The sequence below is a fragment of the Rhizobium sp. LARHSG275 genome (genome assembly GCF_052871115.1).
The window spans coordinates 154337-168235 of sequence record NZ_JBIXJN010000009.1; the positions used below are offsets into that span (position 1 = coordinate 154337).

Sequence of the window (13899 nt, forward strand, 5' to 3'; positions counted from 1 at the left end):
TGTTCAAAGATTCCACACCCTCGGAGATCTTTTCCCTCTGGTTTTCCACGCAGACTAAGAAGGAATTTCTAAGCCCACAAGCGCAAAATCCTGCGCCCTCAATGATTCACAATCACTGGAAGTCGAAGGCGCTGAGTCCGGCCACCATCTCGTCGAGCCCGAGCGGTCTCGTCACCGGCGGCTCGGCCCGGGAAAGGCAGCCGCGCCGCTCGCAAAGTCGACAGGCCGGACCGATCGTGACAGGATCGAGCGCCGTCGCCTGCCCGTAGACCACCCCCTCGCCAAGGGCAGCGTCGCAGCCGATCAGGATCGCGGTGCGCCTGATCCTTTCGCCGAATTCGACGCTCGGCCCTTCGAGGGTACGGGAAACCGCCAGGAAGGATGCGCCGTCAGGCATGACGACCGTTTCGGCGAGGATCTGGCCCGGCTGCAGGAAGGCGGCATGGAGATTGAGCTTCGGACAGCCGCCGCCGAAACGGGCGTGCGGAAAGCCCTGGGCGCCTGCCCTGCGCAACCGGTGGCCCGCAGCATCGATCTCGATCAGGAAGAAGGGGATGGCGGCTGCCCCCGGGCGCTGCAGCATGGCAAGGCGCGCAGCCGCCTGGCCGAAAGAGACGCCGAAGCGCGCACGCAGAATATCGATATCGTAGCGCGTTGCTTTGGCCGCCGAGAGAAAGGCTTCATAGGGCATTGCGAGCGCTAAGGCCGCGATGCGGGCAAGCTCGAAGCGGGCGATGCGGCGCGCCTCGGCGGAGGAGAGCGAGAGATCGTCGAGCTCGGCATCGATTGCCGGCAACAGTGCCAGAGTTGCGGCCTCGACCGCAATCTCGTGCGCACGGTCGGCCTGCGACAGGCGCTCCGAGATGAAAAGCCGCATCGAATGGCGATCGAAACGGCGGCGCAGATCCGGCATCACATGAACGGGCAAGACGCGCACCGCGATGCCGCGCTCCGAGCGCAGCCAATCCTTCAGTCCGGCAGCAAGATCGAGGCCGCCAGGGAGCGTTGCGGCAAAAGCTTCCGCCGCCGTCTCGATCTGTCCGAAATAGCCGGACCTGCGCTCCAGCGTCTCGCGCACCTCGTCCAGCGGCAAGCGGCCGGCGGCGATCGGCGCATGCCCTTCGGCGGCCATCAGCGCCGTCAGATCGGACAGCCTTGCCGCCTGCTCGCGATAGGCGCGGTAGAGTTTGATCATGCCGCTCGCGGCATTGGGTGCTGCCTCGGCCACCTCCACCAGTTCCTGATCTCCCGGCAACTCGCCCGACAGCAGCGGATCGGCAAAGATCTCCTTGAGCTGGTCGAGACTGCCGCCGGTCTGCCCCCGCAACTCCTCCAGATCGACCCTGTAGACGCTTGCAAGCTTGAGAAGGAGCTGCACCGTCAACGGCCGCTGGTTGCGCTCGATCAGGTTCAGGTAGGACGGCGATATTTCAAGCGCCTCGGCCATGGCGGTCTGCGTCAGCGCCAGCGCATTGCGGATGCGCCTGACTTTCGGGCCTGCGAATATCTTTCGTTCCGCCATGTCACACCCTTTGACAGGCAGGGAGCGCTGTATTTACAAAATTTTACAAATTCACAGCGCCGCTCTGTCAATCTTCGTCATCTTAACCTCTTTCCGAGCAGGAAATCAAAGGTTTTCCTGGTCATATCGGCGCAGATTGTCAATCTTGTCATGCAGCACCTTTGTCAGGCTTTTTAGTGAGGAGAGCAGCATGACGGATTTCTACAAGCTTGTTCCAAATGCATCAGCAGGCCGCTTCGATGGCATCGAGAGACCGTATTCGTCCGCGGACGTGCAGCGGCTCAGAGGCTCGGTGGCGCTCAGCCATACACTGGCCGAAATGGGGGCGGACCGGTTGTGGCGGCTCATTCACCAGGAGGATTTCGTCAATGCGCTCGGCGCGCTTTCCGGCAACCAGGCCATGCAGATGGTGCGCGCCGGACTGAAGGCGATCTATCTTTCCGGCTGGCAGGTGGCGGCCGACGCCAATACGGCGTCGGCGATGTATCCCGACCAGTCGCTCTATCCGGCCAATGCCGGTCCGGAACTGGCCAAACGCATCAACCGCACGCTGCAGCGCGCAGATCAGATCGAGACCGCGGAAGCCCAGGGACTTTCCGTCGAGACCTGGTTCGCACCGATCGTTGCCGATGCGGAAGCAGGCTTCGGCGGACCGCTCAACGCCTTCGAGATCATGAAGGCCTATATTGAGGCGGGCGCTGCGGGCGTCCACTTCGAGGACCAACTCGCTTCGGAGAAGAAATGCGGCCATCTTGGCGGCAAAGTGCTGATCCCGACGGCCGCCCATATCCGCAATCTCGATGCCGCGCGGCTTGCCGCCGACGTCATGGGCGTTGCGACGCTCGTCATCGCCCGCACCGACGCGGAAGCGGCAAAGCTTTTGACGTCGGACATCGACGAGCGCGACCAGCCCTTCGTCGACTATGATGCCGGCCGTACGGTCGAAGGTTTCTATCAGGTGCGAAGCGGCATCGAGCCCTGCATCGCGCGCGCCGTCGCCTATGCGCCGCACTGCGATCTCATCTGGTGCGAGACCTCGAAGCCGGACCTCGATCAGGCGCGGCGCTTTGCAGAAGGCGTACACAAGGTCCATCCCGGCAAGCTGCTCGCCTACAATTGCTCGCCTTCCTTCAACTGGAAGAAGAACCTCGACGAAGCGACGATTGCGCGGTTCCAGCGCGAACTCGGCGCAATGGGCTACAAGTTCCAGTTCATCACGCTCGCCGGCTTCCATCAGCTGAACTACGGCATGTACGAACTGGCGCGTGGCTACCGGCAGCGGCAGATGTCGGCCTATTCCGAGCTGCAGCAGGCGGAATTCGCCGCCGAGGTCAATGGCTATACCGCGACCAAACATCAGCGCGAGGTCGGCACAGGCTATTTCGACGCCGTGTCGCTCGCCATCACCGGCGGCCGGTCTTCGACCACGGCGATGCACGGTTCGACCGAACATGCGCAGTTCAAACCGGCTGCGGAATAACTCGAAGAGGAGGAGAAGATCATGGCATCCATTACACGCGTCAGGGAACGGGCCGAGGAACAGGCAAGCAGCATGAGCGAGGATCAGCAGACGACGATCCGCATGCTCGCCAACGACCTGCATCGGCTGAACCAATCGGTCATGAAAGCCGTCGAGGCCGGTGTCTCGGTCGAACTGGTGCGCTCGGCCCGTCATCATGGCGGCGACGGCCACTGGGGGGACCTGCTGATTCCCGTCGTCGTCACCAACCGGCATTGACGAAAAGGCGACCGTTGGCGGGCCGGTGAAGTCGGCCCGCTTCTTCAATCGCCGCGCGACCTATCGGGCGCGGCGATTTACGTCTCGATTTGATGCATGTTGTGGCGCCAAAGCCGCTGCACAGTTCTGGGCGACACGCTTCAGCCGCGACTCGGTCGTTTTCCGGCGAAGAGATCGGCATAACTTTTGATGAGCTTGGTCATGCGGTCGGCGACTGTGCGGATCTCCGGGCGGTGGCGGTCCTCGGCATTCATGACGATCCATTGCCGGTGGCGCAGTTCCGGCAACTCGCCGCCCTGCCGCTGCAATTCGGGTTGGAGATCGCCGACGAAACAGGGAAGCACGGTCTTGCCGGCGCCGGCGCGCACCAGATCCGGCAGCGAACGCGGCCGATTGACGGTGGCGACGATTGCCGTCCCGGCATGGGCGTGCGGCCAGCGCAGATAGGCCGATATCGCCTCGTCCTCGGCGACTGCAATCCAGCGCTCGTCGGTCTCGGCGGCGTTGCGCCTGATATAGACGGCGTAGGCCACCTCCCCGAGCTGACGTGCGGCGAGATTTGCCTCCTCGGGCTCGAAGGCGCGAATACCGATATCGCTCTCGCGATAGGCAAGGCTTGCCCGCGCCTCGCCGATGGTCAGCGAAATGGCGAAGGCATCGCCCGGCATGCGGATTGCGGCGAAATTCTCGGTCAGCAGCCAGGCGAGCCAGGTGCCGGCGGCGACCCTGACGGTCGTGCCGCCCTCGCCGGATTGCCGCCACGCCGCCACCTTGCGGGCGGCGGCCTCCATCTCCTGCAGGTGATCGAGCAGCGCCTGGCCATCCTGGGTCAGACGGTATCCGGTCTGGCTGCGCGAAAACAAGGCGCGACCGATCTCCTGCTCGAGATCGAGCATGCGCCGGCCGACGGTCGCCGGGCTGAGCCCGCTTGCGGTGCTTGCCCCCGTCAAACCGCCGAGCCGGGCGACCTGCAGGAAAAGCTGATAGGAATCCCAACTCGCATTTTTCATAGATGAAAAACATAGCGGGATTTTCCCCGTTTATAAAGAGAAATTCGATGCCTAAATCAGGTGATGTCTTACATAGGAAAGGACATTGTCATGATCGACATGCTCACCATCGCAGTCACCATCGGCTATCGGCACTATCCCCAACGAAGCGGTGGCAAGGCGGAAGAGGACCGATTTTATGCCGAATTCGGAAACAATAGCCTTATTGGCTTTGCCGCACGGCTGACGTCGCTCGACCTCAACCTCGGAAGGCGCTGCAGGGCCACTGCGCAATCCCGCAGCCGCTGCGGCCGCGCAGTTCAGGCGACTCTTCTTGCTCCGAGATGAGCCGGTGCCGATTCTGCGACGATGCGGAACCGCTCGATCAGCGCCATCAGCGTATCGGCTTCGCCGGCAAGCAGGCGGCTTGCCTGGGTCGTCTCGGCAACCATCGATGCGTTCTTCTGGGTCATCTGGTCCATGGCGTTCACGGAACCGTTGACCTCCTGGAGCGCGGCCGACTGATCACGGCTGGCGGTGGCGATGGTCTCGACATGGACGCTGATCGCGATGATCTCCTGGCTGATCGAGGCAAGGACGCTGCCGGTCTTCTGGACCAGTTCGGAACCTGCCGTCACCTCCCGGCTCGATGTCTCGATCAGCGACTTGATCTCGCGCGCCGCATCGGCCGAACGCTGGGCGAGTTCGCGGACCTCCTGGGCGACGACGGCAAAACCCTTGCCCGCCTCGCCGGCCCGCGCCGCCTCGATGCCGGCATTCAGCGCCAGAAGATTGGTCTGGAAGGCGATGTCGTCGATCACCTCGATGATCTGCTCGATGCGCTGCGAGGCCTGCTCGATGCGATCCATGGCGGCGACGGCATCGCCGACGACGGCGCCGGAACTGTCGGCCGTCTTCTTGGTCGCAGCCACGACATTGTTGGCTTCACGGGCACGCTCGGCGGAGGAACGAACCGTCACGGTGATCTCTTCCACCGCGGCCGCGGTCTCCTCGAGGTTGGCCGCCTGCGCCTCGGTGCGTTTCGAAAGTTCGCCGGCAGAGGCGGAGACGGCGCCGCTGCTGCGCTGGATCGTCGAGGCGCTGTCGCGGATACCGGACAGCGTATCCTGGAGGCGCAAGAGGGAAGCGTTGAAATCGACGCGCAACTGTTCCAGCCGGCCGACGAAGGGCGTGCCGATCGTTTGCGAGACGTCACCCTGCGACAGGCGCCCCAGGCCGGCGGCAAGCTGGTTGACGGCAAAGTCGATCTGGCCGTCGAGCGAACGCTTGTCGGCATCGTTCCTGGCGCGTTCGGCATCGCTTAAGGCGCGCTGTTCGGCGGCCTGCGTTTCCAGATCGCGCCTGGCGCGGGCACTATCGCGGAAAAGCGCCAAGGCCCGGCCGATATCGCCAAACTCGTTCTTCTTTTCGATACAGGGAATCGCTCCTTCGAGATCGCCCGCGGAAATCGAGTGAACGCTCGCAGTCAGCGCCTGCAAAGGCTTCACCGACAGGCGGATCGCATAGAAGGCGAGAACGCCGACGATGAGCATGACGATGAAGCCAACACCGAGAACCAGCATCTGCAGCTCATTCACGCGCTGGTAATAGAGCTCCATTGGAATGCCGATGAAGAGGATGCCGACGTTGACGTTCGACGCATTCTTGATGGGGAAATAACCAGTCATGAACTTGCGGCCGAAAAGCTCCGCCGGGCCGTAGTAAGCCTGGCCCCTGGCGAGAACCGGCTGGGCCGGATGATCGGCGACCAGCTTGGTGCCGACGGCGCGGTCGCCGTTTTCCTTCTTGACGTTTGTGGAGATACGGACGTAGTCGCTGCCCTGCTTTTGAAAGATGGTCGCAACGCCGGCGATCGATTGCGCAGTGCGATCGACCAGGGAATGGTCGGGAAGGGCCGGGATGGCGTCTTCCGTGACAGTCGAAAGCTGATTGTCCTTCAATTCGACTTTCGCAGCCTGATCGGCAGCACCGTAGAGGACGGCCATGGCGCGAGTGGCATCCCGGGCGTCGGAGACAGCCCCGTCCATGACCTGACGGCTCAGATTGTAGTAGGTCACGCCGACGATGGCGGCCGTGCTGATGGCCAGCAGAAACAGCGTGATCGCAACGATCTGGCGTACGATCGACGTAGAGAAAAGGCGTAGCATCGAGACCCCCGGGGAGATAGACCAAGGTTAAATTAGATTAAAAGCATTAAGGAAGATTCTCCGTAAATCTTGGCGGTCGGAGATATTCATCGCCTCGTTTGCGAGCGTTTCCCGATGATCCCGGCGTGTAAGCTGCCCGGCATTCGGGCTATTCTTCCATCGTTCAAATCTTCTCAATCGAAGCACCATTTTGGAGAATAAATAGAAACGGCCCCGAAAACTCCGGGGCCGTTCGATTGAAGACGGATCGATCGACGATCAGGCGGCGCGGTAGGTCGGCGCGGCGGCCGCTTCGCCGTCGATCTTGAACTGCTGGATGAGCCGGCGCAGCGAACCGGCCTCGTCGGCCAGTTCGCGGCTGGCGGCAGTCGTTTCCTCCACCATGGCGGCGTTCTGCTGCGTCATCTGGTCCATCTGGTTGACCGTCGCGTTGACGCTCTGCAGCGCGTTGGACTGGTCGTGGCTGGCGCGGGCGATCATCTCGACATGCTGGCTGATCGTGACGATCTGGGCGCTGATCTTGGCGAGCACCGTGCCAGTCTCCTGCACGAATTGCGAGCCGGAATTGACCTCATTGGTCGACTTGTTGATCAGCCCCTTGATCTCCTGCGCCGCGGCTGCGGAGCGTTGGGCCAGTTCACGGACTTCCATCGCGACCACCGCGAAGCCCTTGCCAGCTTCACCGGCGCGCGCCGCCTCGATCCCGGCGTTGAGCGCCAGCAAGTTGGTCTGGAAGGCGATCTCGTCGATGACGCCGATGATCTGCTCGATCTGGCGCGAGGCATCCTCGATGCGACCCATTGCGTCGATCGCATTGCTGACGACGACGGCGGAATCGTCGGCGCTGCGCTTGGCCTGGCGGACGATCTGGTCGGCATCCTTGGCGCGTTCGGCCGACGAACGGACCGTCACGGTGATTTCATCGACGGCAGCCGCGGTCTCTTCGAGCGATGCAGCCTGCTGTTCGGTGCGCTTGGAGAGGTCCTCGGCCGACTGGGCCATCTGGTTGCCATTGCCCTGGATCAGTTCGACATTGTCGCGGATCTGGCTCATCGTCGCCTGCAGGCGCATCATCGAACCGTTGAAATCCTGGCGCAGCTGTTCGAGGCGGCCGATGAAGGGCGTTTCGATCGTCGTCGAGATATCGCCCTGCGACATGCGTTCGAGGCCGGCGGCGAGCGCGTTGACCGCGTATTCGATCTGACGATCCATCTCGCGCTTTTCGGCGTCGTTGCGCTGACGCTCGTGTTCGGCGGCGGCGCGCTCCTCGTCGCTCTGCTCCTCGATGCGGATTTTCGAGATGGCGTTTTCCTTGAAGATCCCGAGCGCGCGGGCCATGTCGCCGATTTCATCGTGGCGCTGTTCGCCGGAGATGCTGGTATCCAGCGCCCCTTCGGCGATGCGGCGCATGGCGGCGGTGATATGGCTGATCGGGCGCTGCAGCGTCAGCACCAGGGCAATGCCGCCCAGGATCGACAGCAGGATGCCGAGACCGGTGGTCATGACGGAGATGCTGTTTGCCTGGGTACGCTCGGTGCCGGCCGTCTGCTTCTGCAGTTCGGCAAAATCGGTCAGCTTTTTCCAGATCTGGTCGAGTTCCTGGCGGGCCGCGGCATAGGCCGTGACGCGCTCGCCGATCGTGTCGACGATCTTCGAGCCGCCGCCGGAGATGACGTCGAGCGCCGGCTGGATCGCGCCGGATATGCCTTCGGCAAAGCCCATGCCCTTGGCGCTGGTGACCAGCACCTGCATGTCCTTGCCGAGCGTGCCGGCCTGCTGCTGCAGGCGCACGAGATTTTCCTTGCTGGAATCGGCGAGAAAGTCGGAAAGAACGATCTGCAGCGAATAGACGGAATTTTCGAGGCGCCTGGTATCCTGCAGCACCGAATTGGCCTGGGCGATCCGGCCGTCGAGCGCGGCGAATTCCTGAGTCGCGTCACGCATTTTCTGCGTGGCGGTCAGCTGCGTATAGGTCGAGGTCTGGCGGAAGCGCGAAACGAGACGGCCGAGCTCCGTGGCGGTTTCGTCGGTCGGATTGGGTGTCTGCACGATCGCCTTGATGCCGTCAATGGTCGCAGCCAGTGCCTCGATGACATTCTTCTGATTGGTCGGAACCGAGATGGCGATCAGACGCTGCGATTTGATGATCTCTGGCATCTGTTCGTTGATGAAGGCGATCTTGTCCTGCGGTGTCTGCGGCTTGCTGAAGCCGCTGGCGACGGTGCCGAGAAAATCGCCGCCCTTCAGCAAACGGTCGGCCGTGCGAAGGGTGCTGGTGGCGGCGCTCTCGTCGCTCTGGACGGTGCTCTGCAATTCTTCGGCCTGATAGGACACGGTGAAGCGGGTGCTGATGACGCTCTTCTGGGCCGCGTCGATCTGCTCATGCAATGCCTGCTCCTGCTCGTGCAACGCCCAGAGCTTGTCGACGACGCCCGAAATCTCTTTGGTGCGGCGCGAGGCCTCCGCAAGGCTGTCGCGGCCGGCGGCCTCGTCACCAACCTGGTTCAGCGTCTGGTCGAGCACGCCTTGCTGGGTCTTCAGATCCGCGATCAGCTTGTCGCGCGCCTCAGGACTGGTGACGCGCAGGAAATCGTCCATCGAACCATAGAGATCCTTGAAGCCGCTCAGCGACTGCAGCACGCTGTTGGATATTTCCATGCGGCCCTGCAGAAGTCCCGAAGCGTAGAGGCCCGTCAGGCCCACCGCCGAAATGGTGACGACGAACGGCAGAACGAAGATCAAAACCTTCGTCTTGATCCTGAAGCGGGAAAGAATCTTGTCAATCAACATGGCGTTCCGGGCCTTTCATACACCACTCCTCCCGCAGGCAGCCACATGGCGCCAGCCGGGTGCACATCGAGCTATTCTTATTTACATCGGGGAACCCGGAGGCCAGGCGGCAGTCATTGCCAGTTCATGTCCAAACAACTTGGAGATGCCCAAATATTCGCGAGCAATTGTGTCAGATTAGATATTAATTTTCGGATAAGCTGTTATGGCGGGTTAAGCCAAGGCAGTGAAATAGTTGCAATTTATGAACCGCGACGCCGCGGTGCGACAATTGGCATGTCGCAACGTTGGTTCCAGGTCTGCGGACAGGATCAGATGAAGTGCGAGAGCAGCAGCGCGAGGGCGGCGGCGGTGGCGCCGGCGGCGAGCATCAGATAACGCAGGGCGACCATCCGGGCGTTCGGCTTTGCCTCTGCGATTGCGATGGCGCGGGCGCGTCGTGTGTTTCTGTTCATGGTCGAAACCTCACTTCTCTCTTGCACAACAACAATCCAACAAAACGGCTTGCCGGTAAAGCTTAATTTAGGAACAGCTTCGCAAACCGCCAATTGAGACAGGATGGCGCACCTCTATTAAGAAGTCTTGAATCGGCTTTTCCAGGTGCAATCACCTCTAGGCGCATTCACCAGCGACAAAACCGGAAGCCCAGGCCCATTGGAAATTATAGCCGCCGAGCCAGCCGGTGACGTCGACGCACTCGCCGATGAAATAAAGGCCGGGCACGGCTTTTGCCTCCATGCTGCGTGAATCGAGCATTGCCGTGTCGATACCGCCGAGCGTCACCTCGGCGGTGCGATAACCTTCCGAGCCGGACGGTTTGACGGCCCAGTTCTGGGCGCCGGCGGCAAGGCGCAGCAGCGCCTTGTCAGGCAGGTCGGCCATGTTGCCGGAGATCTTTTCGCGTTCGACGAGAAATTGTGCCAGCCGCTTCGGCAGGAGGTCGCCAAGGGCTGTCTGCGGCGACTGGCGGCCATTGAGCTGCTTTGCCGCCTTCAGATGCGCCGCAATGTCGATATCCGGTTCGATTGCAACCACGATCTCGTCGCCTTCGCGCCAGTGCGAGGAGATCTGCAGGATAGCGGGTCCGCTCAGCCCGCGATGGGTGAACAGCAGCGCTTCACGGAAGGCGGTCCTGCCGTGACGGATTTCGGCCGGGGCGGCAATGCCGGCCAGCGGCGCGATGCTCTCCAGCAGGCCGGGATCGAGCGTCAGCGGCACGAGGCCGGGGCGGGTTTCGAGCACGGTCAGGCCGAACTGCTCGGCGAGGCGATAGGCCAAGCCGGTGGCGCCCATCTTCGGGATCGACTTGCCGCCGGTGGCGACGATCAGCGATGATGCTTCACAATGGCCTTCGCTCGTCGATACCCGGAAGCCGGCTTCGGTCTTTTCAACGCCTGATATCTCGGTGCCAAGATGCAGTACTGCGCCGGCCATGCGCATCTCAGCCAGCAGCATGCGGATGATGTCTTTGGCGCTATCGTCGCAGAAAAGCTGGCCCAACGTCTTCTCGTGCCAGGCAATGCCATGGCGGTCGACCATGGCGATAAAATCGGCGGGCGTGAAACGGGCGAGCGCCGACTTGCAGAAATGCGGGTTGGCGGAGAGGAAATTCTTTGGTCCGGCATGGATATTGGTGAAATTGCAGCGGCCGCCGCCGGATATGCGGATCTTCTCGCCAGGCGCCCTGGCATGGTCGAGGATGACGACCGAACGGCCGCGTTTTCCAGCACGGATGGCGGCCATCATGCCCGCCGCTCCGGCGCCGATGACGATAACGTCGCTTTTGCGCTGCAAACCCGTTTCCCCGATCAAACCCGCGTCTTCTTTTTCCATCAGAGGGCGAAAGTCAACGTTCTCAACCCCTCGCCAATTGGCAAAGTCTGGTTATGATGGCGCCACGATCAACGCAAACCGGTGTGTCATGTCCCCAAAAAAGACGACGCTGAAGCCTGCCAGAAACGTACCCGCCTCGAAGAAAACTCCCCCGGAACCCGGATCCCTGCGCGGCGTTGCGAACTGGAAGGAAGCAGCGCGGTGGCTGAGGGACAGGGGGATCGAAGATATCGAATGCATCACGCCGGACCTTGCCGGCGTTGCGCGCGGCAAAATGATGCCGAGCTCGAAATTCACCTCCAACACCTCGCTGGCGCTGCCTTCAGCGATCTACCGGCACACAATTTCGGGCGAATATCCAGACGAGACGGAGAGCTTCCGATATGAGCCGCGCGACAGCGACCTGAAGCTGATGCCCGACCTTTCGACGCTTTCGGTCGTGCCCTGGGAAACCGACCCGACGGCGCAGGTGATCTGCGACATCGTCGATTCGGACGGCGGCGAAGTGCCCTATACGCCGCGCAACGTGCTGAAGCGGATCATGAGCCTCTATCACGAGCGCGGCTGGAAGCCGATCGTGGCGCCCGAGATCGAATTCTACCTGGTCGCCAAGAACGACGATCCCGACTATCCGCTACACCCGCCCAAAGGCCGGTCCGGCCGCTCGATCCTCGGCGGCCAGGGCTATTCGATCGCCGGCATCAATGAGTTCGACGAGTTGATCGACGACGTCTATCACTTTTCGGAGAAGCAGGGGCTGGAGATCGATACGCTGATCCATGAAGAGGGACCGGCGCAGATGGAGATCAACCTGCGCCACGGCAATCCGATCGAGCTTGCCGACCAGGTGTTCCTGTTCAAGCGGACGATCCGCGAGGCGGCGCTGAAGCACGACATCTACGCGACCTTCATGGCCAAGCCGATGCAGGGCCAGCCGGGTTCGGCGATGCATATCCACCAGTCAGTGGTCGATATCGAGACGGGCAAGAACATCTTCTCCAATCCCGACGGATCGGCCTCGAAGGAATTCTTCCATTTCATTGGCGGCATGCAGAAATTCGTGCCGAGCGCGATGGCGATGCTTGCACCCTACGTGAATTCCTACCGGCGCCTGCAGCCCGATATGTCCTGCCCGGTCAACAATGCCTGGGGCTACGACAACCGGACGACGGCGTTCCGCGTGCCGGTTTCCGATCCGCAAGCGCGGCGTGTGGAAAACCGGCTGCCGAGCTCGGACGCCAACCCCTATCTCGCACTCGCCGCCTCGCTCGCTTCCGGCCTGCTCGGAATCATGAACGAGATCGAGCCGACGGCGCCGACGGAGGATTCGGCCAATGAGGGCTCGATCGACCTGCCGCGCGGCCTGCTGGAAGCCGTGGCGCTGCTCGAGGACGAACCCGCCTTCGAAGAGATGTTCGGCAAGCAGTTCATCGGCCTTTATGCCGGCGTCAAGCGCGGCGAGTTCGAAACCTTCATGCAGGTGATCAGCCCTTGGGAGCGGGAATTCCTTCTGCTCAACGTGTGAGGGACCATCATGGCATCGCAGGAGACATGGCAGAGCCCGATCGCGCCCGGGCTGTCCTGGTATCAGGCAACGGTCGGCGAGCGGCCCACCTATGCCGCTCTCGACGGCTCGAAAACATGCGACGTCGCCATCGTCGGCGGCGGTTATACCGGCCTGCAGGCCGCCTATAATCTTGCCAAGTCAGGCGTTTCAGTGGTGCTGATCGAGGCCTGCCGCTTCGGCGACGGGGCGTCCGGGCGCAATGGCGGTCAACTCGGCACCGGCCAGCGATGGTGGCCGGAAGAACTCGAGGAGAAGATCGGCTACGAACGCTCGAAGGCGCTGTTCGACCTTGCCGAGGCGGCCAAACGCCATCTCATCGATTTCGCCCGCGAGCATCAGATCGAGATCGACTATGTGCCCGGCCAGCTCAATGTCGCACACAAGGCGAGCTACAAGCGCGACTACTATGAAAATGCCGAAATCGCCGCCTTACGCTACGGCTATCCGCTTCTCAGCTTCATGGACGAGGAGGAAACGCAGGAGAGGCTCGGCTCGAAGCGTTTCCATTGCGGCGTGCGCGATGTCGGCACCGGCCACATTCATCCACTGAAACTGCTGGTGGGGCTGGCGCGGGTTGCTGCCAATGCCGGCGCTGAAATCTTCGAGATCACCAAGGCGACGGCGATCCGCCAGGGCGGCGGCAAGGTGACGATCGAAACCGAAAGGGGAACGATCACCGCTGAGCGCGCGCTGATCGCCTGCAACGGCTATATCGGCAATCTGGAGCCGGTAACGGCAAGCCATGTCATGCCTATCCGCTCCTTCATCGGCGCCACGGCGCCGCTCGACGGGCATCCCGATGTGCTGCCCGGGGGCGAGGCCGTGGCCGATTCGCGTTTCGTCGTGCGTTATTTCCGCAAATTCGGCGACGGACGCCTGCTGTTCGGCGGGCGTGAAGCCTATACGTCGGACAATCCGCGGGACATTTCGCAGCACATCCGCCGGCAGATCGCCGAGGTCTATCCTGATCTCAAGGACATCGAGATCACCCATGCCTGGGGCGGCAGCGTCGGCATCACCCTGCCGCGCCAGCCTTTCGTGCGTGAGGTCATGCCCGGCGTCATCTCGATCGGCGGTTATTCCGGCCATGGCGTCATGCTGTCAAACTACTGTGGCAAGCTCTATGCGGAAACGGTGCTTGGAAAATCCGGCGATCTCGACCTCTTCACGTCGCTCGATATTCCCGCCTTTCCCGGCGGATCCCGCATGCGCGCACCGCTGCTTTTCCTCGCCTTGTCGTGGTTTGCGCTTCGCGACAAGTTTTAGTCCGATTGCGGATTTCCTCTTCCGGA

Annotated in this window: 11 protein-coding genes; 5 read left to right on the top strand and 6 right to left on the bottom strand. The window is 62.1% G+C overall.

The annotated features are described in order from the left end of the window. Positions 1-112 precede the first annotated feature (112 nt). Positions 113-1522, bottom strand: coding sequence for a helix-turn-helix domain-containing protein (locus tag ACIPSK_RS14235; RefSeq protein WP_162117796.1), 1410 nt, complete (start codon positions 1520-1522; stop codon positions 113-115). A 190-nt stretch (positions 1523-1712) separates the two neighbouring features. Here ACIPSK_RS14235 and aceA point away from each other — a divergent pair, with 190 nt between their 5' ends. Together aceA and ACIPSK_RS14245 are read left to right on the top strand one after the other, a co-directional pair. Beyond that, positions 1713-3002 carry an isocitrate lyase gene (gene aceA, locus ACIPSK_RS14240; RefSeq protein WP_162117797.1) on the top strand — a complete coding sequence of 430 codons (1290 nt, stop codon included), beginning with the start codon at positions 1713-1715 and terminating at the stop codon, positions 3000-3002. Positions 3003-3023: 21 nt separating this feature from the next. Then, on the top strand, positions 3024-3260 hold the full coding sequence (locus tag ACIPSK_RS14245; RefSeq protein WP_003545603.1) for an SMc00767 family acetate metabolism repressor: 237 nt from the start codon (positions 3024-3026) through the stop codon (positions 3258-3260). Between the two features lie 140 nt (positions 3261-3400). On the opposite strand, the gene ACIPSK_RS14250 is transcribed toward ACIPSK_RS14245, so the two are convergent. Next, positions 3401-4270 carry a LysR family transcriptional regulator gene (locus ACIPSK_RS14250; RefSeq protein WP_162117798.1) on the bottom strand — a complete coding sequence of 290 codons (870 nt, stop codon included), beginning with the start codon at positions 4268-4270 and terminating at the stop codon, positions 3401-3403. A 90-nt stretch (positions 4271-4360) separates the two neighbouring features. Here ACIPSK_RS14250 and ACIPSK_RS14255 point away from each other — a divergent pair, with 90 nt between their 5' ends. Next, positions 4361-4597 carry a hypothetical protein gene (locus ACIPSK_RS14255; protein WP_162117799.1) on the top strand — a complete coding sequence of 79 codons (237 nt, stop codon included), beginning with the start codon at positions 4361-4363 and terminating at the stop codon, positions 4595-4597. On the opposite strand, the gene ACIPSK_RS14260 is transcribed toward ACIPSK_RS14255, so the two are convergent. The 4 genes from ACIPSK_RS14260 to ACIPSK_RS14275 form a co-directional block, all read right to left on the bottom strand. Continuing rightward, on the bottom strand, positions 4570-6417 hold the full coding sequence (locus tag ACIPSK_RS14260; protein ID WP_162117800.1) for a methyl-accepting chemotaxis protein: 1848 nt from the start codon (positions 6415-6417) through the stop codon (positions 4570-4572). The two genes, ACIPSK_RS14255 and ACIPSK_RS14260, sit on opposite strands and share 28 nt — an antisense overlap. 258 nt (positions 6418-6675) lie before the next feature. Then, a complete protein-coding gene (locus tag ACIPSK_RS14265; RefSeq protein ID WP_162117801.1) occupies positions 6676-9207 on the bottom strand; it encodes a methyl-accepting chemotaxis protein in 2532 nt (843 codons plus the stop codon). A 311-nt stretch (positions 9208-9518) separates the two neighbouring features. Beyond that, complete coding sequence (locus ACIPSK_RS14270) at positions 9519-9662, bottom strand: hypothetical protein (protein WP_018486423.1); 144 nt, start codon at positions 9660-9662, stop codon at positions 9519-9521. Positions 9663-9819: 157 nt separating this feature from the next. After that, positions 9820-11040, bottom strand: a complete 1221-nt coding sequence (locus ACIPSK_RS14275; RefSeq protein WP_162117802.1) for an NAD(P)/FAD-dependent oxidoreductase — start codon at positions 11038-11040, stop codon at positions 9820-9822. A gap of 88 nt (positions 11041-11128) precedes the next feature. Between ACIPSK_RS14275 and ACIPSK_RS14280 the strand changes: the two genes are divergently transcribed. After that, positions 11129-12565, top strand: coding sequence for a glutamine synthetase family protein (locus tag ACIPSK_RS14280; protein ID WP_017967073.1), 1437 nt, complete (start codon positions 11129-11131; stop codon positions 12563-12565). Positions 12566-12574: 9 nt separating this feature from the next. Continuing rightward, positions 12575-13873 (top strand): NAD(P)/FAD-dependent oxidoreductase, encoded by a 1299-nt coding sequence (locus ACIPSK_RS14285; RefSeq protein ID WP_162117803.1) that lies wholly within the window; start codon positions 12575-12577, stop codon positions 13871-13873. The last annotated feature ends 26 nt before the right edge of the window (positions 13874-13899 follow it).